At 71.9% G+C, this 18,807-nt stretch carries 16 protein-coding genes; 12 read left to right on the top strand and 4 right to left on the bottom strand.

Annotated elements, in window-relative coordinates; all coding sequences use genetic code 11:
* Positions 1-49: 49 nt before the first annotated feature.
* Positions 50-640, top strand: coding sequence for a malonic semialdehyde reductase (locus N8I86_RS24430; protein WP_073889170.1), 591 nt, complete (start codon positions 50-52; stop codon positions 638-640).
* Positions 641-768: 128 nt separating this feature from the next.
* Here the strand turns inward: N8I86_RS24430 and N8I86_RS24425 are convergent, their stop codons facing one another.
* Positions 769-1,296: a DUF4245 domain-containing protein gene (locus N8I86_RS24425; protein WP_263278722.1), complete on the bottom strand. Its 528-nt coding sequence runs from the start codon at positions 1,294-1,296 to the stop codon at positions 769-771.
* Between the two features lie 127 nt (positions 1,297-1,423).
* Between N8I86_RS24425 and glpX the strand changes: the two genes are divergently transcribed.
* The gene (glpX, locus tag N8I86_RS24420) at positions 1,424-2,458 is read left to right on the top strand and encodes a class II fructose-bisphosphatase (protein WP_073889167.1); all 1,035 of its coding nucleotides are present in this window, start codon (positions 1,424-1,426) and stop codon (positions 2,456-2,458) included.
* Positions 2,459-2,545: 87 nt separating this feature from the next.
* Here glpX and N8I86_RS24415 read toward each other — a convergent pair whose 3' ends face one another.
* Both N8I86_RS24415 and N8I86_RS24410 read right to left on the bottom strand, forming a co-directional pair.
* Entirely contained in the window at positions 2,546-2,923 is a 378-nt protein-coding gene (locus tag N8I86_RS24415) for a WhiB family transcriptional regulator (RefSeq protein ID WP_073889165.1), read from the bottom strand.
* 177 nt (positions 2,924-3,100) lie between these two features.
* Positions 3,101-3,802 carry a DUF1707 SHOCT-like domain-containing protein gene (locus N8I86_RS24410; RefSeq protein WP_263278721.1) on the bottom strand — a complete coding sequence of 234 codons (702 nt, stop codon included), beginning with the start codon at positions 3,800-3,802 and terminating at the stop codon, positions 3,101-3,103.
* A 189-nt stretch (positions 3,803-3,991) separates the two neighbouring features.
* On the opposite strand from N8I86_RS24410, the gene N8I86_RS24405 reads away from it, so the two are divergent.
* From N8I86_RS24405 to N8I86_RS24385, 5 genes are all read left to right on the top strand, one after another.
* On the top strand, positions 3,992-5,662 hold the full coding sequence (locus tag N8I86_RS24405; RefSeq protein ID WP_263278720.1) for a fumarate hydratase: 1,671 nt from the start codon (positions 3,992-3,994) through the stop codon (positions 5,660-5,662).
* Between the two features lie 582 nt (positions 5,663-6,244).
* Positions 6,245-6,514: a hypothetical protein gene (locus N8I86_RS24400; RefSeq protein WP_073889161.1), complete on the top strand. Its 270-nt coding sequence runs from the start codon at positions 6,245-6,247 to the stop codon at positions 6,512-6,514.
* 119 nt (positions 6,515-6,633) lie between these two features.
* Positions 6,634-8,031, top strand: coding sequence for a class II fumarate hydratase (locus N8I86_RS24395; protein WP_263278719.1), 1,398 nt, complete (start codon positions 6,634-6,636; stop codon positions 8,029-8,031).
* 84 nt (positions 8,032-8,115) lie between these two features.
* The gene (gene fomD, locus N8I86_RS24390; protein ID WP_263278718.1) at positions 8,116-8,805 is read left to right on the top strand and encodes a cytidylyl-2-hydroxypropylphosphonate hydrolase; all 690 of its coding nucleotides are present in this window, start codon (positions 8,116-8,118) and stop codon (positions 8,803-8,805) included.
* A gap of 292 nt (positions 8,806-9,097) precedes the next feature.
* Entirely contained in the window at positions 9,098-11,191 is a 2,094-nt protein-coding gene (locus N8I86_RS24385) for an ATP-binding SpoIIE family protein phosphatase (protein ID WP_073889156.1), read from the top strand.
* Between the two features lie 69 nt (positions 11,192-11,260).
* Here N8I86_RS24385 and N8I86_RS24380 read toward each other — a convergent pair whose 3' ends face one another.
* Positions 11,261-13,609, bottom strand: coding sequence for a transglycosylase domain-containing protein (locus tag N8I86_RS24380; RefSeq protein WP_263278717.1), 2,349 nt, complete (start codon positions 13,607-13,609; stop codon positions 11,261-11,263).
* 265 nt (positions 13,610-13,874) lie between these two features.
* On the opposite strand from N8I86_RS24380, the gene N8I86_RS24375 reads away from it, so the two are divergent.
* From N8I86_RS24375 to N8I86_RS24355, 5 genes are all read left to right on the top strand, one after another.
* The gene (locus N8I86_RS24375) at positions 13,875-14,828 is read left to right on the top strand and encodes an SPFH domain-containing protein (RefSeq protein WP_263278716.1); all 954 of its coding nucleotides are present in this window, start codon (positions 13,875-13,877) and stop codon (positions 14,826-14,828) included.
* Positions 14,825-15,085: a type II toxin-antitoxin system antitoxin gene (locus N8I86_RS24370; RefSeq protein WP_263278715.1), complete on the top strand. Its 261-nt coding sequence runs from the start codon at positions 14,825-14,827 to the stop codon at positions 15,083-15,085. Before N8I86_RS24375 ends, N8I86_RS24370 begins: the two co-directional genes overlap by 4 nt.
* Positions 15,086-15,232: 147 nt before the next feature.
* Entirely contained in the window at positions 15,233-15,757 is a 525-nt protein-coding gene (locus N8I86_RS24365; protein WP_073889150.1) for a PadR family transcriptional regulator, read from the top strand.
* Entirely contained in the window at positions 15,754-16,443 is a 690-nt protein-coding gene (locus N8I86_RS24360; RefSeq protein ID WP_123436811.1) for an ABC transporter ATP-binding protein, read from the top strand. The genes N8I86_RS24365 and N8I86_RS24360 overlap by 4 nt, the downstream gene beginning before the upstream one ends.
* Complete coding sequence (locus N8I86_RS24355; protein ID WP_263278714.1) at positions 16,440-18,782, top strand: ABC transporter permease; 2,343 nt, start codon at positions 16,440-16,442, stop codon at positions 18,780-18,782. Before N8I86_RS24360 ends, N8I86_RS24355 begins: the two co-directional genes overlap by 4 nt.
* Positions 18,783-18,807 lie beyond the last annotated feature (25 nt).

Here is an 18,807-nt window from a genome sequence, read left to right as displayed (position 1 = left end):
TCAGCCGGTCCGGGACTCCGGGCCGGACGCACACCTGAGGAAGTCACGCATGTCTCTCGTTCTTGACCCCGCTGCCCAGGACCTGCTCTTCCGCGAGGCCCGCACCGCGAACACCTTCACCGACGAGCCGGTGACCGACGAGCAGGTCCAGGCGATCTACGACCTGGTCAAGTACGGCCCGACCGCCTTCAACCAGTCGCCGCTGCGCATCACCCTGGTCCGCTCCGCCGAGGCCCGCGAGCGCCTCGTGCAGCACATGGCCGAGGGCAACCAGCCGAAGACGGCCGCCGCCCCGCTTGTCGCCATCCTCTCCGCGGACAACGAGTTCCACGAGGAGCTGCCGGCCCTCTTCCCGCACTTCCCGGCCGCCAAGGACGTCTTCTTCTCGGAGCGCCCGGCCCGCGAGGGTGCCGCCGCCCTGAACGCCGCCCTCCAGGCCGCCTACTTCATCATCGGCGTCCGCGCCGCCGGTCTCGCCGCCGGCCCGATGACCGGCCTGGACTTCGCGGGCGTCCAGAAGGAGTTCCTGGACGACGACCACACCCCGCTGATGGTCGTCAACATCGGCCGGCCGGGCCCGGACGCCTGGTTCCCGCGCTCCCCGCGGCTGGCGTTCGAGGACGTCGTCACCACCGTCTGAGCCGTACCGCCGGTCCGTGAGGCCGGCCCGCAGCACCCATGGAAGAGGCCCCCGGCGATGCCGGGGGCCTCTTCCATGGGCGGTCGCCGTGCGGCGCGCGGGCAGGACCGCGCAGCACGGCCGGGCGCCTACTGCATCTTCAGGGCCGCCGCCATCTTCGTCAGATCGGCGAAGGACGCCGTACCGGCCACCACCGTCGTGGAGCCGGGCGTGTCCTGGAGGACCAGGGCGTCGTAGCGGCCGCCGGTGTAGCGGGTCCAGGTGCGGTCGCCGATCCGGTCGGTCCGCTTGGTCGCCGACGCGCCCTGGCTGGCCTCGTCGATGAACCGGGAGGGCTTCTGAGCGGACTGCTCGACCTGCACGTACTGCCCGTCGGGGGTCTGGAAGCCCAGGTGCCAGCGGTCTTCCTGCTCGCCCTGGAAGCGTACGGAGGTCGCCTTCCAGGTACTCGGCAGTCCTTCGGGGGCGGCCACCGGGTAGCTCACCGCGCGCCGGGCCGTGAGCAGCTCGACCTTGTAGTCGACCCGCTTGAGTTGGGGAGCGTGATCGTCGTGCGGGATGCTGAGGAAATAGACGACCGCCGCCGCGATCCCGATGAGGGCCAGGGAGAGGATCATGTCCCGGGCCGTCTGCTGCTTGCCTTTCGAACCTGCCACGCCCCCTATCGTCGCAGGTGCCCCAAGCGCTCATCCGTGGGGTCCCCTGCTCATTTTGTCGGCCTAACGATAGAGTCGGGGCGAAGACCCTCATCCGGCCGTCGTCGTATCAGAAAGGTGCGCTCCGATGACCGAAAATCATCACCTGCCGTCCGAGCTCGATGTTCCCTCCGAGGCTCCCGACCGCAACCTCGCCCTGGAACTCGTCCGGGTGACCGAAGCCGCCGCGATGGCAGCGGGCCGCTGGGTGGGGCGCGGCGACAAGAACGGCGCCGACGGCGCCGCGGTGCGCGCGATGCGGACCCTCGTCTCCACCGTCTCGATGAACGGCGTCGTCGTCATCGGCGAGGGGGAGAAGGACGAGGCCCCGATGCTCTTCAACGGGGAGCAGGTCGGTGACGGCACCGGACCGGAGGTCGACATCGCCGTCGACCCGATCGACGGCACCACGCTGACGGCCAAGGGCATGCCGAACGCGATCGCCGTCCTCGCCGCCGCCGAGCGCGGCGCCATGTTCGACCCGTCCGCCGTGTTCTACATGGACAAGCTGGTCACCGGCCCCGAGGCGGCCGACTTCGTCGACATCAACGCGCCGGTGGAGGTGAACATCCGCCGGATCGCCAAGGCCAAGCGGTCCGCGCCGGAGGACGTCACCGTCGTCATCCTGGACCGGCCCCGGCACGAGGGCCTGATCCGCGAGGTCCGCGAGGCCGGCGCGCGCATCAAGCTGATCTCGGACGGCGACGTCGCCGGCTCGGTGTACGCGCTGCGCGAGGGCACCGGCGTCGACCTGCTGCTCGGTGTCGGCGGCACCCCCGAGGGCATCATCTCCGCCTGCGCCGTGAAGTGCCTCGGCGGCACCATCCAGGGCAAGCTGTGGCCCAAGGACGACGAGGAGCGGCAGCGGGCCATCGACGCCGGGCACGACCTGGACCGGGTGCTCACCACGGACGACCTGGTCTCCGGAGAGAACGTCTTCTTCGTGGCGACCGGCATCACCGACGGTGAGCTGCTGCGGGGCGTGCGGTACCGCTCGGAGACCGCCCTGACCGAGTCGATCGTGATGCGCTCGAAGTCCGGGACGGTGCGGCGGATCGACTCCGAGCACCGGCTGCGCAAGCTGCGTGCCTACAGCGCGGTCGACTTCGACCGGGCCAAGTAGCACCTGCCGTCCGGGGGCCGGCCGGCCCCCGGACGTGAAGGAGACCGGCTGCGCCGCCGGTGCGGAGCGGGCGCAGCCGTCTCCCGCTCAGCCCGCTATGCGGTTCGCGGCGGTGGCCCGCGCCGCCTTCTTCAGGTCCATCTCCCGGCGGCGGCGCCGGGCCAGGACCACGCGGCGCTCGGCCGCCGTGAGGCCGCCCCAGACGCCGTACGGCTCGGGCTGGAGCAGCGCGTGTTCGCGGCACTCGACCATGACCGGGCAGCGCGCGCAGACGCGCTTGGCCGCCTCCTCGCGGGACAGCCGGGCGGCGGTGGGTTCCTTCGACGGGGCGAAGAACAGGCCGGCCTCGTCACGCCGGCAGACCGCCTCGGTGTGCCACGGGGCGTCCTGGTCCCTGTCCCGTGCCGGACCCCGCTGGGCCGGCACAGCAGCTACCTGCAGGGACGAATGCGGCGGTTGCAGCACGGTCTACTCCTGACGACGGCTTCGCGAGCGAGAGACGATGCAGCAAGGCCTACCCGCTGTGCGCGTGCCTATGCACAGCGTTTCCGACCGCGGGCGCGCGGCGGCCCGTTCACGCCCCCGCAACGGCGCCGCGGGTGGACCGGAACCTTCCGGTGACCCCGCGGGCGGGCCGGGCCGTCAGCGGTCCAGGTGCTTGCGCAGCTTGCGGTCCACCTTGTCGTGGACCCGCTCCAGGATGTCCGCCACGAGCCTGCCGCGCTTCGGGTGCGCCTCCACGTTGCCGAGGACGGCCCAGCCGTCGACGTAGACGACCGGGGCGTCGGGCTCTCCGGAGTCCAGCGGGCTGACCTCGAAGTTGCCCAGCACCCCGCCGCCGGTACCGCGCAGCGAGATGTTCTCCGGGACGCGGATCTGGACGTCGCCGAAGACCGACACGGCCTTGATGACGACCTGCTGGTACTCGAAGAGCGCCTCGCTGAGGTCGATCTCGACCGAACCGAAGATCGCGTACGCGTGCAGCCGGCGGCCGGCGCGCCAGCGGCCGCGGCGCATGGCGCTGCTGAACACGGCCACCACGTTGGCGTCGGCCTCGGCCGGCACCGCGCCCGGCGTCGGCCGGGACGGCACCGGTGTGCAGGCCGGAGCCGACCGCCGCCGGTGGCCGGCGGGCAGGTCCCGGATGAAGACCTCCAGCTCGCCCACCGTCTTGGCGTGCAGCACTCCCTCGACGCGCTCGGCGTGCTCGTCGGCGGTCAGGCGGCCCTCGGCGAGGGCTTCGCGGAGGATGTCGGCGACCCGGTCGCGGTCGGCGTCCGAGGCGCGCAGTTCGGAGACGCGCGGTCCGGCGTCCTGGATGGGGGCGGGCTTCTGAAGGTCCACGGCAGCAGCGTACCCAAACGCGATAGATCGCGACTAGGGGGTGGGCCGGCCAGGTCGCGTCCGGTGCTGAGCGCCACCTCACACCTACTGAGCCTTACCTCACAGGTTCCGTGTCCGCGGCAGGTTCTAGGCTGGTGAGGCCCGCCAGCGTCGGCGGGCGCCGTCCGTCAGAGTGAGGAATGGGCTGAGATGCCTGAGTTCGCGTACACCGATCTGCTCCCCCAGGGAGAGGACACCACCCCGTACCGGCTGGTGACGTCCGAGGGCGTCTCCACGGTCGAGGGGCCCGACGGGCGGACGTTCCTCAAGGTCGAGCCCGAGGCGCTGCGCAAGCTCGCCGAGGAGGCGATCCACGACATCCAGCACTACCTGCGCCCCGCCCACCTCGCCCAGCTCCGCCGGATCATCGACGACCCCGAGGCGTCGGGCAACGACAAGTTCGTCGCGCTGGACCTGCTGAAGAACGCGAACATCGCGGCGGCGGGTGTGCTCCCGATGTGCCAGGACACCGGCACGGCGATCGTCATGGGCAAGCGCGGCCAGAACGTGCTGACCGAGGGCGGCGACGAGGCGGCGCTGAGCCGCGGCATCTACGACGCGTACCTGAACCTCAACCTGCGCTACTCGCAGATGGCTCCGCTCACCATGTGGGAGGAGAAGAACACCGGCTCCAACCTGCCGGCCCAGATCGAGCTGTACGCGACCGACGGCGGCGCCTACAAGTTCCTGTTCATGGCCAAGGGCGGCGGCTCGGCCAACAAGTCCTTCCTGTACCAGGAGACGAAGGCCGTCCTGAACGAGTCCTCCATGATGAAGTTCCTGGAGGAGAAGATCCGTTCGCTCGGTACGGCCGCCTGCCCGCCGTACCACCTGGCGATCGTCGTCGGCGGCACGAGCGCGGAGTACGCGCTGAAGACCGCGAAGTACGCCTCCGCGCACTACCTGGACGAGCTGCCCTCCGAGGGCTCCCCGCTGGGCCACGGCTTCCGGGACAGGGAGCTGGAGGAGAAGGTCTTCGAGCTGACCCAGAAGATCGGCATCGGGGCGCAGTTCGGTGGCAAGTACTTCTGCCACGACGTGCGTGTGGTCCGCCTGCCCCGGCACGGCGCCTCCTGCCCGGTCGCCATCGCCGTCTCCTGCTCCGCCGACCGCCAGGCCGTCGCCAAGATCACCGCGGAGGGCGTCTTCCTGGAGCAGCTGGAGACCGACCCGGCGCGGTTCCTGCCCGAGACGACCGACGAGCACCTCGACGAGTCCTCCGACGTGGTGAAGATCGACCTGAACCAGCCGATGGACACGATCCTCGCCGAGCTGACGAAGTACCCGGTCAAGACCCGGCTGTCGCTGACCGGCCCGCTGGTCGTCGCCCGTGACATCGCGCACGCGAAGATCAAGGAGCGGCTGGACGCGGGCGAGGGGATGCCGCAGTACCTGAAGGACCACCCGGTCTACTACGCCGGGCCGGCCAAGACCCCCGAGGGCTACGCGTCCGGCTCCTTCGGCCCGACGACGGCCGGCCGCATGGACTCCTACGTGGAGCAGTTCCAGGCGGCGGGCGGCTCCAAGGTGATGCTCGCGAAGGGCAACCGCAGCAAGCAGGTCACCGACGCGTGCGCCGCCCACGGCGGCTTCTACCTCGGCTCCATCGGCGGCCCCGCCGCCCGCCTCGCCCAGGACTGCATCAAGAAGGTCGAGGTCCTGGAGTACGAGGAGCTGGGCATGGAGGCGGTCTGGAAGATCGAGGTCGAGGACTTCCCGGCGTTCGTCGTCGTGGACGACAAGGGCAACGACTTCTTCCAGGACCCGGCCCCGTCCCCGACGTTCACGTCGATCCCGGTACGGGGGCCTGGGCTCGCGTAGTGCCTTACGGGGCGGCGGGGCCGGAATCCGTCCCCGCCGCCCCTACCCGTCCCCTCACAGGGGCTCCGCCCCTTCACCCCCGCCGGGGCTGCGCCCCGGACCCCGCTTCGGCCTGGACGACCTCGCCCTCGAACGCCGGACGGGCTGAGTGGTTCGGCCCGCCGAACAGGCCGAACGACTTCTTCCAGGCCCCGGCCCGGCCCCCGACGCTCACGCCGATCCCGGTACGGGGCCCCCGGCCGGCCTGGCGCCTCCCGGTCCGCCTGGGGCGCCCTCGCCCCTCTGACCGGCCCTGCCAACGGCCGACCGCACACCCGGCAGGGACTTCGCCACGGAAGCCTCCCCGCCCGACCGCCCCGTCCCCGGACGCCGGACGGGCAGACGTACCGCCGGACCAATCGGCGAACCCCGGGCCGGCCCGCCAGTGCCGCCCGCCCCTCCCCAAGTCCTCCACCCCCGCCGGGGCAGCGTCCTCGCCCCCGCCCGGCCCCGGCGTTCGCGGCGCGCCCGGCAGCGGGGTCCCGGGCGTCCGGATGCCGGGCGGTGAGGGCGCTCGTACGCTGTAGCGGTGGAGGTGGCTCCATGGGTTTCTGGATGCACTGGGCCGTGATCGGGGTCGCCGACGCCGCCTCCTCCGTCACCGACGTGGACGAAGCGGTGGCGGTTTTCGACAGGTCCATCCACGCGGTCCAGGAGAAGGCCTGCACGCCTCCGGAAGCGGCCGCGCTGGGCGCTTCGGCCGGTGCGGTGCGGACGCGGATGGCCACGGACGGGTCCACCGCCGTGGCGCGGGGCCAGGAGTGGCGCACCCGCGCGGGGGACGTCGAGGTGGTGTTCCGCCCGCGGCCCTAGGGGCACCCGGCGCAACGCGCGGCACCGCACGCCGAGTTGCCCGCGGCCGGCGCCCGCACGGGTGTCCGGACGGGAATACGGGTACCCCGGCCGGTGCTCACGTCTCCGGAGGTACGACGATGACGACCGAAGAGCCGCAGTACCGGATCGAGCACGACTCGATGGGTGAGGTCCGGGTCCCGGCCCACGCCAAGTGGCGGGCGCAGACACAGCGCGCCGTCGAGAACTTCCCCGTCTCCGGGCAGCGGATCGAGCGGGCGCACATCGAGGCGCTGGCGCGCGTCAAGGCCGCCGCGGCGAAGGTGAACGCCCAACTGGGCGTGCTGGACAAGGAGGTCGCGGAGGCGATCCAGGAGGCGGCCGGCGAGGTCGCCGCGGGGAAGTGGGACGAGCACTTCCCGGTGGACGTGTTCCAGACGGGCTCCGGCACCTCGTCCAACATGAACACCAACGAGGTCATCGCCACCCTCGCGACCGAGCGGCTGGGCCGGGACGTCCACCCGAACGACCACGTGAACGCCTCGCAGTCGTCCAACGACGTCTTCCCGTCCTCCCTCCACATCGCGGCCACCGCGGCCGTCACCCGGGACCTGATCCCGGCCCTGGAACACCTGGCCGCCTCCCTGGAGCGCAAGTCCGAGGAGTTCGCCGACGTGGTGAAGTCCGGGCGGACGCACCTGATGGACGCGACGCCGGTGACGCTCGGGCAGGAGTTCGGCGGCTACGCGGCCCAGGTCCGGTACGGCGTGGAGCGGCTGCGGGCCTCGCTGCCCCGGCTGGCGGAACTGCCGCTGGGCGGCACGGCGGTCGGCACCGGCATCAACACCCCGCCCGGGTTCTCCGCCGCCGTCATCGAGGAGGTCGCGCGGGCGACCGGGCTGCCGCTGACCGAGGCCCGCGACCACTTCGAGGCGCAGGGCGCCCGCGACGGCGTCGTGGAGACCAGTGGGCAGCTGCGCACGATCGCGGTCGGCCTGACGAAGATCGCCAACGATCTGCGCTGGATGTCCTCCGGCCCCCGCACGGGCCTCGCCGAGATCCGGCTGCCCGACCTCCAGCCCGGCTCGTCGATCATGCCGGGCAAGGTCAACCCGGTCGTCCCCGAGGCCGTCCTGATGGTCGCCGCGCAGGTCATCGGCAACGACGCCACCATCACCACCGCCGGTGCCGCCGGGAACTTCGAGCTGAACGTGATGCTGCCGGTGCTCGCCAAGAACGTGCTGGAGTCGATCCGGCTGCTCGCCAACGTCTCCCGGCTGCTGGCCGACCGCACCGTCGACGGCATCACCGCCGACCGCGAACGCACCCGCGAGTACGCCGAGTCCTCCCCCTCGGTGGTGACCCCGCTCAACAAGTACATCGGCTACGAGGAGGCCGCGAAGGTCGCCAAGAAGTCCCTCGCCGAGCGGAGGACGATCCGCGAGGTCGTCCTGGAGGGCGGGTACGTGGAGCGCGGCGACCTCACCCGGGAGCAGCTCGACGAGGCTCTGGACGTCCTGCGGATGACGCGTCCGTAACCGCGAGCGAACCTTTCCGGCCACCGCCGTACAACCGTGACGCGTACCGCAGCGTCGTATGCCTACGGCACCTAATATCTGTGCATGAAGGACGACGGAGCGGTGACACGAGTGGAAGCGGGACCTGCCGGCCATTGGCGCCCCGGGACACAGGTCCTGTGGCGCTATCGCGAGAACGCCGGCGATCACGTGCACATCGCCCGGCCCGTCACCGTCGTGCGCGACGACGCGGAACTGCTCGCGGTGTGGCTGGCGCCCGGCACCGAGTGCGTGCGCCCGGTCCTGGCCGACGGCACGCCCGTGCACCTGGAGCCGCTGGAGTCCCGCTACACCAAGCCCCGTACGGTCCAGCGGGACCGCTGGTTCGGCACGGGTGTGCTCAAGCTGGCGCAGCCCGGCCGGCCCTGGTCGGTGTGGCTGTTCTGGGAGCCGGGCTGGCGGTTCAAGAACTGGTACGTCAACCTGGAGCAGCCCCTGGTCCGCTGGTCCGGCGGGGTGGATTCCGAGGACTACTTCCTGGACATCTCCGTGCACCCCGACCGGAGTTGGTACTGGCGCGACGAGGACGAGTTCGCGCAGGCCCAGCGGGACGGGCTGATGGACGCGGCGACCGCCGAGCGGGTGCGCGCGGCCGGGCGGGACGCGGTGGCGGTGATCGAGGGCTGGGGGCGGCCGTTCCCGGACGGCTGGCAGCACTGGCGCCCGGATCCGTCCTGGACGGTACCGTCACTCCCCGATGACTGGGACCGTACGCCCGCGCACGTGTCCTCATGAGACCCTTGATGCGCCCCCAGGCAAGAAACGTAGGATCGTCCTCCGCAAGGGCGCACACAAGCAAGTCCCGGCTCACGGGCCGGGCCTGACCGATCGTCACCGAGGGGCGGCACGACGTGAGCGAGGAGTACCAGGACACCGCGGCCGGCCGCCGAGGCCCCGCCGGTGGCACGGCGACATCTCCTGAGCACGCGGGAATTCCGTTCCCGGGGCACGCATTGCGGGTATCGGGATTTCGGCGGGACCCACTGCGCGCCCGGCGCGCAGCCCCGGACGGATGGATGCGACACGCGTGACGGAGCAGCCCACCTCCTTCGAGCGCCCGCAGCAGGGCGCCGACCCCGCGGAGGCCCGCGGGGCGCTCCTGCGTACCCCGAAGCCGCCCGGCAGCCCGGCCTTACCGGTGCAGGCCCGGGCCGACGGCACGCCGTCGGGTCCGGCTACGGCCACGCCCTGTGGCAAGGGAAAGGACGGCAAGGGGAAGGAGCCCCCAGTCAACGGCCCCGAGCACTCCCAGCCCGCCGCGGCGGAACCCGGCGCGCACCGCCCGCGCCCCGCACCGGAGGGCATCCCGCCGCAGCCCGGTGCCGATCAGGAGCGGGCACCGGCCGGCCAGGAGCGCCGTACCGGGCGCGGACTTCCGCCGGGGCGGCCCATGCCGATGCGGCGCGACGGGGACCGGCTGCGGTTCGTGGGCGCGGCCACCCGCCGGATCGCCCGCGGGCTGGACCTGGACGAGATCGTGATGGGGCTGTGCCGGGCCACCGTGCCGACCTTCTCCGACGCGATCCTGGTCTACCTGCGCGACCCGCTGCCGGTCGGCGACGAGCGGCCCACCGGGCCGGTGGTGCTGCGGCTGCGCCGTACCGACCGCATACCGGAGGAGCGGGACACCGACGGGGTGCCGCTGCCGCCCGCCTTCGAGCCGGAGCCCGAACCGCCCGCGCTGACGGACCTGTCCTCGCTGACGACGGAGCTGTGCGAGGTGCGGCCCGGCGGTGCGCTGAACGAGGTGCTGCGCGGGGTGCGGCCGGTGTTCGCCGACGCGCCCGCGGCCCGGGCCGCGCTGCCCGAGCTGCTCGGTGAGAACGGCGAGGCGGTCGTGCCGGACGGCCGGCACGCGATCCTCGCCCCGCTGCGCGGGCGGCGCCGGGTGATCGGCGCGGCCCTGTTCCTGCGCAGCCCGGAGCGGCCGGCGTTCGAGGCGGACGACCTGCTGGTGGCCGCGCAGCTGGCCACGCACAGCGCGCTCGGCATCGACAAGGCGGTGCTGTACGGCCGTGAGGCCTACATCGCCGACGAGTTGCAGCGCACCATGCTGCCCGAGACGCTGCCCCGCCCGACCGGCGTCCGGCTGGCCTCGCGGTACCTGCCGGCGGCGGAGACCGCGCGGGTCGGCGGTGACTGGTACGACGCGATCCCGCTGCCCGGCAGCCGGGTCGCGCTGGTGGTCGGCGACGTGATGGGCCACTCCATGACCTCGGCGGCGATCATGGGCCAGCTGCGCACCACCGCGCAGACCCTGGCCGGGCTGGACCTGCCCCCGCAGGAGGTGCTGCACCACCTGGACGAGCAGGCGCAGCGCCTGGGCACCGACCGCATGGCGACCTGCCTGTACGCCGTCTACGACCCGGTCACGCACCGCATCACCATCGCCAACGCCGGTCATCCGCCGCCGGTGCTGCTGCACCTGGGCGGCCGGGCCGAGGTGCTGCGGGTGCCGCCGGGCGCCCCGATCGGGGTCGGCGGGGTCGACTTCGAGGCGGTCGAGCTGGACGCGCCCGCCGGGGCCACCCTGCTGCTCTACACCGACGGGCTGGTGGAGTCCCGGTTGCGGGACGTGTGGACCGGCATAGAGCAGCTGCGGGAGAAGCTGGCCGCGACCGCGCAGCTGACCGGGCCGGACCACCCGCCGCCGCTGGAGGCGCTGTGCGACGAGGTGCTGGACATGCTCGGTCCGGGCGACCGGGACGACGACATCGCGCTGCTCGCGGCCCGCTTCGACGGGATCGCGCCGAGCGATGTCGCCTACTGGACGCTGGAGCCGGAGGACTCGGCCCCCGGCCAGGCCCGCAGGCTGGCGCGGCGCGCGCTCGCCCGCTGGGACCTGGAGGACCTGTCGGACTCGGTGGAGCTGCTGGTCAGCGAGGTCGTGACGAACGCCGTGCGGTACGCCTCGCGGCCGGTGACGCTGCGGCTGCTGCGGACGCATGTGCTGCGCTGCGAGGTCGGTGACGACGTGCCGCAGTTGCCGCGGCTCAGGCAGGCGCGGGCCACGGACGAGGGCGGGCGCGGCCTGTACCTGGTCAACAGGCTGGCCCGGCGCTGGGGCGCGACCCGGCTGAGCACCGGCAAGGTGGTCTGGTTCGAGCTGAACCGGGGCTGAGCGCGGCCGGCATGACGACGACGAAGGGCGCCCGGATCACTCCGGGCGCCCTTCGTCGTCGTGCCGGGCCTACTGGTCGAGGGCGCTGTCGGGGTCGAGCGGGTCCTCGGTGGCGGGGTCCGTGGGCGGCCCGGTGCTCGGCGACTGCGACGGCGACTGGCTGGGCGGCTTGCTGGACGGGGTCTGCGACGGGGTGTCGGACGGCGAGTTCGACGGTGGCGCGGACGACGTCGGCGGCTTGCTGGACGGGGTCTGCGACGGGGTGTCGGACGGCGACTGGGACACCGTCGGGGTGTCGGTCGGCTCGACGGCCGCGCCCTGCGTGGTGTTCAGGTCGAACTCGGCCTCGTCGGTCACGCCGAAGGTGTACGCGGCCCAGATCTTCGCGGGCGGACCGCCGCCGTTGACACGGCCGCCGCCCATCGCGCCCTTCAGCGAGACGTGGTCGTTCTTCTTGATCGGCCGGCCGTCGCAGCCGGTGCCACCCGCCTTGTCCGCCTCGCCGAACAGGCCGACCGAGGTGACCAGGTCGGGCGTGTAACCGGTGAACCAGGCGGAGCGGTTGCAGTCGGACGTACCGGTCTTGCCGGCGACCTCCTGGCCCTGGCGCAGCGGGTTGCCCGCCACGGACTCCTGGGCCGTGCCGTCGTCGACCACGCCGGTGAGGACGGAGGTGACCGTGTCGGCCGCCGTGCGGCTGATCACCGAGCCGCCGACCGCGTTCGGTATGTGCGCCGAACGGCCGCGGTTCTCCGCCGACTTCAGGATGCTCGGGGTGACCTTGTAGCCGTGGTTGTCGAAGGTGGCGTAGATACCGGCCATCTCCAGCGGGCTCGCTCCCATGGAGCCCAGCGTCTGGGCGGGCACGGCCTGCATGCCCTTGGTGTCCATGCCGAGCTTGTCCGCGGTGCTCATGACCTTGTCCATGCCCACGTCCACGCCCATCTGCGCGAAGACGGAGTTGACGGACGCGTTCATGGCCTTCTGGACGGTGATGTCGCCGTAGTCGCGGTTGTCCTCGTTCGGCGGGGCGAAGCCGACCTTGGCGCCGTGGTCCAGGACCTGTCGGCGGCTGGTGCCGTCGTAGATCGTGCCGGCGGTGATCGGCTTGCCGTCCTGCGTGGTGGCGTTCTGCTCCAGCGCGGCGGCGAGGATGACCGGCTTGAACGTCGACGCCGGCTGGTAGTCCGTGCGGGTGGCGTTGCTGAAGTAGTGCTTGTAGTAGTCCACACCGCCGTACAGCGCGACGATCTTGCCGTTCTTGGGGTTGACGGAGACGGCGCCGGCCTGAACGTCGTTGTCGACCTTGCGCCTCTTCTTGTCCAGCTTGCTGGTCAGCTCCGTCTTGACGGCCTTCTCCAGCGCGGCCTGCTTCTTGCGGTCGATGTTGAGGGTGATCGTCCAGCCCTGGTCGATGACCGCGCTCTCGGCCTGGCCCCGGCTGAGTCCCTCCTGCTCCATCAGCTGCTGCTCCAGCTGCTGGTTGGCGAGCTCGACCAGGTAGCCCTTCTGCCCGTCGAGGCCGGGGGCGCCCTTGGGTGTCTTGGGGTAGGGGAACTTCAGGCCGTCCCGGGTGGCCTTGGGCAGCCAGCCCTCCTCGACCATGTTGTCCAGGACGTAGTTCCAGCGCTGCTGGACCAGCCGCTTGCCGGTGGGCGTGGCGACCGCCCAGTCGTACTGGCTGGGTGCCTGGAGCAGCGACGCGAGGTAGGCGCCCTGCGCCACCGAGAGCCGCTCGGCGTCGACGTGGTAGTAGGCCTGGGCGGCGGCCTGGATGCCGTAGGCGTTGCGGCCGTAGTAGCTGGTGTTGATGTAGCCCGCGAGGATCTCGTCCTTGGACTTCTCCCGGTCCACCTTCAGCGAGATGACCAGTTCCCTCAGCTTGCGGGAGACCGTCTGGTCCTGGTTCAGGTAGAAGTTCTTGACGTACTGCTGGGTGATCGTCGATCCACCCTGCTTGCCCTTGCCCGACAGGGTGTTGAGCAGGCCGCGGGCGGTGCCTTTGAAGTCGACTCCGGAGTCGTGGTAGAAGCTCTTGTTCTCCGCGGCGACGAAGGTGAGCTGGACCTTGCGGGGCACCTTGGCCAGGTCGACGATCTCCCGGTTCACGTCGCCCTTGCGGGCCAGGACCCTGCCGTCGCTGTACTTGTAGACGTTGCTCTGCCGCTGCGCGGCGGCGTTGCCCTGGGGGACGTCCACATACAGGTACAGGCCGATGAAGCCCGCGATGCCCAGGAGGCACACGCCGAAGAACGTCCCGAGGATCCTCTTCCAGGTGAACATCCTGCGTATGAGGCTCTTGCCGGATTTGCCGCCGCCCCCGGCGGGCCCGGTACCGGCCGTGGGTGCGGAGCGGCGGCTGGGCGCCGCGCGGTGGCCACCACGCTGCCGCGCTCGTCTCTCTTCCGCTCGTCCCATGGGTTCCTACGCTCGCTTCCGTCTCGGCATCAGCTCCGAAAGCTAACACCCGCCTATATGACAAAGAGGGTCTGATTCGCTCTTTTAGGGACGTGACAATCAGCACCCACCCCAAGGGAACCGACGGCCCGGACGCCCACAAGGTTGCCTGGCGGATCCGGGAGAATCCCTTGACACACTAAAGTGATATCACTTAGCTAGAACCAAGCTAAGCGAACCAGGCCGGGCGCCCCTCTACGGCGCCGTCCAGAACGGGGGGACCATCATGTCCGCGCAGGACTCCACGCACACGCCCGACCACCAAGTCGACGCCGACATACCCGAGATGCCCGCTCCCCGGGTGCGGGAGTTCGCCGCCCACAGCATCGGCGGCGGGCTCGCGCTGCTGCTCGGCCTGCTCGGGCTCGGCGTGGCGGCCGCCCTGCTCGCGGCCTCCTCGGCGGTCGATGCGGCCGGCGCCCGGGCCGGGCTGCTCGTCGCCGGCGTCCTGGTCCTCCTCGCCGCCGTCATCGCGATGCGCGGCCTGAACACGGTCGCCCCGGGCGAGGCCCGGGTCGTGCAGCTCTTCGGGCGGTACCGGGGCACGATCCGGCAGGACGGCCTGCGCTGGGTGAACCCCTTCACCTCCCGCACCCGGATCTCCACCCGCGTGCGCAACCACGAGACCGCCGTGCTGAAGGTCAACGACGCCTACGGCAACCCGATCGAGCTGGCCGCGGTCGTGGTGTGGAAGGTCCAGGACACCGCGCAGGCCACCTTCGAGGTGGACGACTACGCCGAGTTCGTCGCCACCCAGACCGAGACGGCCGTACGGCACATCGCCATCGAGTACCCCTACGACGCCCACGAAGAGGACGGCCTGTCGCTGCGCGGCAACGCCGAGGAGATCACCGAGAAGCTGGCCGTCGAGCTCCAGGCGCGGGTGCAGGCGGCCGGAGTGCGGATCATCGAGTCGCGCTTCACGCATCTCGCGTACGCTCCCGAGATCGCCTCGGCGATGCTCCAGCGGCAGCAGGCCGGGGCGGTCGTCGCGGCCCGGCGCCAGATCGTCGACGGCGCGGTGGGCATGGTCGAGGCGGCGCTCGCCCGGATCGCCGAGCGGGACATCGTGGAGCTGGACGAGGAGCGCAAGGCGGCGATGGTGTCGAACCTGATGGTGGTGCTGTGCGGCGACCGGGCCCCGCAGCCGGTCCTGAACACCGGGACCCTCTACCAGTGACGGACACCCCGGACTCCCCCAAGGCCCCGAGGCGCCGGCCCCAGCAGCGCAAGCAGGTGCTGCTGAGGCTGGACCCCTCGGTGTACGAGGCGCTGGCCCGGTGGGCCGGGGACGAGCTGCGGTCGGCCAACGCGCAGATCGAGTTCCTGCTGCGCAAGGCACTGGCGGAGGCGGGGCGGCTGCCGCGGGACACGGGCCCGCTGCCCCGCCGGGGCCGGCCGCCCGGCGACTCCGCCTCCGGACCCCCTTCGCCCTGACCGGCCCCGTCCCCGCTCGCGGGACGGGGCCGATCGTCGTTACCGAACCATGACAATCGGCCGCCACCTGCGCGGCGGTACAGCCCGCCATGATCTGCACACTCCGCGTATACACACCGCGTATACACCGTGTGTAGAGTGCTCCGCATGTCCATCGGTCACACCCTTCTAGGGCTCCTGGAGTCCGGCCCGCGCCACGGCTACGACCTCAAGCGGGCCTTCGACGACAAGTTCGGTCACGACCGGCCGCTGCACTACGGCCAGGTCTACTCCACGATGTCCCGGCTGCTGAAGCACGGCTACGTGGAAGTCGACGGGATCGAGGCCGGCGGCGGCCCCGAGCGCAAGCGCTACGCCATCACCGACGCCGGCATCACCGACGTCGAGCGCTGGCTCGCCACCCCGGAGAAGCCGGAGGAGTACCTCCAGTCGACCCTGTACACCAAGGTCGTCCTGGCGCTCCTCACCCACCGGGACGCGGCCGACATCCTCGACACCCAGCGCTCCGAGCACCTGCGCAGCATGCGGATCCTGACCGACCGCAAGCGCAAGGGCGACCTCGCGGACCAGCTGATCTGCGACCACGCCCTGTTCCACCTGGAGGCCGACCTGCGCTGGCTCGAGCTGACCGCGGCGCGCCTCGACAAGCTCCGTGAGGCGGTGGCCCGATGACTCCTCCCGCCGGCTCCCTGCTCACCGCCGAGAATCTGCGCAAGGCCTACGGCCCGACCCTCGCCCTCGACGGCGCCGAGTTCTCCATCCACCCCGGCGAGGTCGTCGCCGTGATGGGCCCCTCCGGTTCCGGCAAGTCGACGCTGCTGCACTGCCTAGCCGGCATCGTGCCGCCCGACTCCGGCTCCATCACCTATGACGGCCGCGAACTGTCCGGCATGAGCGACACCGGGCGCAGCGCCCTGCGCCGCAGCGACTTCGGGTTCGTCTTCCAGTTCGGCCAGCTCGTCCCCGAGCTGACCTGCGTGGAGAACGTGGCCCTGCCGCTCCGCCTGAACGGCCGTCCCCGCAAGGAGGCCGAGCGGGCCGCGCTCACCTGGATGGAGCGCCTGGAGGTGGACGACCTCAGGGCCAAGCGCCCGGGCGAGGTCTCCGGCGGTCAGGGGCAGCGCGTCGCCGTGGCGCGGGCGCTGGTCACCGGACCGCGCGTGCTGTTCGCCGACGAACCGACCGGCGCGCTGGATTCCCTGAACGGCGAGCGCGTGATGGAGCTGCTGACCGACGCCGCCCGCTCCACCAACGCGGCCGTCGTGCTCGTCACGCACGAAGCCCGGGTCGCCGCCTACTCCGACCGGGAGATCGTCGTACGCGACGGCAGGTCCCGGGACATGGAGCGCGCGATATGAACGTGCGGCAGTGGGGCCGCGATCTCGGCATGGGGATCCGGTTCGCCTTCACGGGCGGGCGCGAGGGCTGGGTCCGGATGCTGCTGACGGCCGTCGGGGTCGGTCTCGGGGTGGCGCTGCTGCTGCTGACGACCTCGCTGCCGAACGTGCTGACCGCCCGGCACCGCGTCGAGGAGGCCCGCCAGGACTACACCTTCTCGGCCACGCTGCCGAAGAAGGCCGACGACACGGTGCTGATCGCCGCCACCGACACCACGTGGCACTCCCGGGACGTCCGGGGCCGGCTCCTCGAACCCGAGGGTTCGCGGCCGCCGTTGCCGCCCGGCGTCAGCCGGGTGCCGGCCAAGGGCGAGATGGTGGTGTCCCCCGCGCTGAAGGAGCTGCTGTCGTCGGACGGCGCGAAGCTGCTGCGGGAGCGGATTCCGTACCGGATCACCGGCACCATCGGCGACAGCGGTCTGATCGGCTCGCGCGAACTCGCCTACTACGCGGGCGCCGAGGGCCTGGTGCCGCGGGCGGGCGGGGCCCGGGTGGAGCGGCTGACCGCGTTCGGCGACCCGCATCCGACGGTCGAGAAGGCCGACCCGGTCCTCATCCTGATGATGCTCGTCGTCTTCGTCGTCCTGCTGATGCCGGTCGCCGTGTTCATCGCCGCGGCCGTGCGATTCGGCGGCGAGCGGCGCGACCGCAGGCTGGCCGCGCTGCGGCTGGTGGGCTCCGACAGCCGGATGACCCGGCGGATCGCGTCCGGCGAGGCACTGGCCGGCGCGCTGCTCGGGCTGGTCGTCGGCAGCGGGTTCTTCCTCGCCGGACGGCAGGCCGCCGGCTCGGTGGAGGTGATGGGCGAGAGCTTCTTCCCCGGCTATCTCAACCCCTCCCCCCTGCTCGTCGCGCTGGTCGCGGTGGCGGTCCCGGCCGCCGCCGTCCTGGTGACCCTGCTCGCCATGCGCGGGGTGGTCGTCGAACCGCTGGGTGTGGTGCGCGCGGCCAAACCGGCCCGGCGGCGCCTGTGGTGGCGGCTGCTGCTGCCGCTGGCCGGCCTGGGGATGCTGTACCCGATGCTCGGCAAGGGCCGTTCGCACGGCGACTTCAACCAGTACCTGGTCACCGGTGGTGTGCTCCTGCTGCTGGTCGGCGTGACCGCGCTGCTGCCCTGGCTGGTGGAAGCGGTCGTCGCCCGGCTGGGCTCGGGCGGGGTCTCCTGGCAGCTGGCCGTACGACGGCTCCAGCTGAGCAGCGGTACGGCGGCCCGCATGGTCAACGGCATCGCCGTGGCGGTGGCCGGCGCGATCGCGCTCCAGATGCTGTTCGCGGGCGTTCAGGGCCAGTACACCAAGGAGACCGGACGCGACCCGAACCGGGCGTCGATGGAGATCGACCTGCCCGACCGCGCACAGGTGACCGCGGCCGGCAGGGAGTTCGCCGCGACCAGGGGCGTGCGCACCTCGGTGGCGCTGTCCACCGGGTCCGTCGCCGACAAGCGGCGCGAGCCGGACAACCTGGCCGACATCACGGTCGGCGACTGCACCGCCCTGCGGGAGGTGGCCCACCTGCCGTCCTGCCGTGACGGCGACGCGTTCCTGCTGAACAGCCCGCAGTTCGACAGCGACTACGTCGCGCGGATGCGCGCCATCGTCCGGCCCGGCCACCAGCTGTACATCGACCCGTCCGCCGCGCAGGACCGCGGCCTCGAAGTGCCGTGGAAGGTACCGGCCGGACTGAAGAAGGCCGTCTACCGCAAGGACTCGCTCCAGCAGGGCGTCGCCGGGGTGCTGATGACGCCGTCCGCGCTGCCCGGCAGGGCCGTGCCCTCGCTGAGCGGCCGGGTCTTCGTCCGCCTCGACGCGTCGGTGCCGGACGCCGAGGAGTACGTGCGGACCACGACCGCGAAGGTCGACCCGGTCGCGAACGCCTACAACTGGGCGGCGACCGAGCAGTCCGACAAGTACACCTCGCTGCGCACCGGTCTGTTCATCGGCGCGATCTGTGTGCTCGCGCTGATCGGGGCCAGCCTGCTCGTCTCCCAGCTGGAACAGCTGCGCGAACGCCGCAAGCTGCTGTCGGCGCTGGTCGCCTTCGGCACCCGGCGCCGCACCCTGGGCCTGTCGGTGCTGTGGCAGACGGCGGTGCCGATCGCCCTCGGCCTGCTGCTCGCCTCGGCGGTGGGGCTGACCCTCGGCGCGGTGCTGCTGAAGATGACGGCCACCCCCGTGGCCGTCGACTGGGCGAGCGTGCTGTCGATGACCGGCGCCGGCGCGGCGGTGGTCCTCGCGGTCACCGTGCTGAGCCTGCCCCCGCTGCTGCGGCTGATGCGGCCCGAGGGGCTGCGCACGGAGTAGGGCGCGGCGGCTCCGGCCCGCACGT

Origin of the sequence: Streptomyces albidicamelliae, from assembly GCF_025642175.1 — a bacterium.
GTDB lineage: Bacteria > Actinomycetota > Actinomycetes > Streptomycetales > Streptomycetaceae > Streptomyces > Streptomyces albidocamelliae.
Note: the sequence above shows the minus strand (reverse complement) of the source record. Positions and strands in the feature narration are given on the sequence as shown.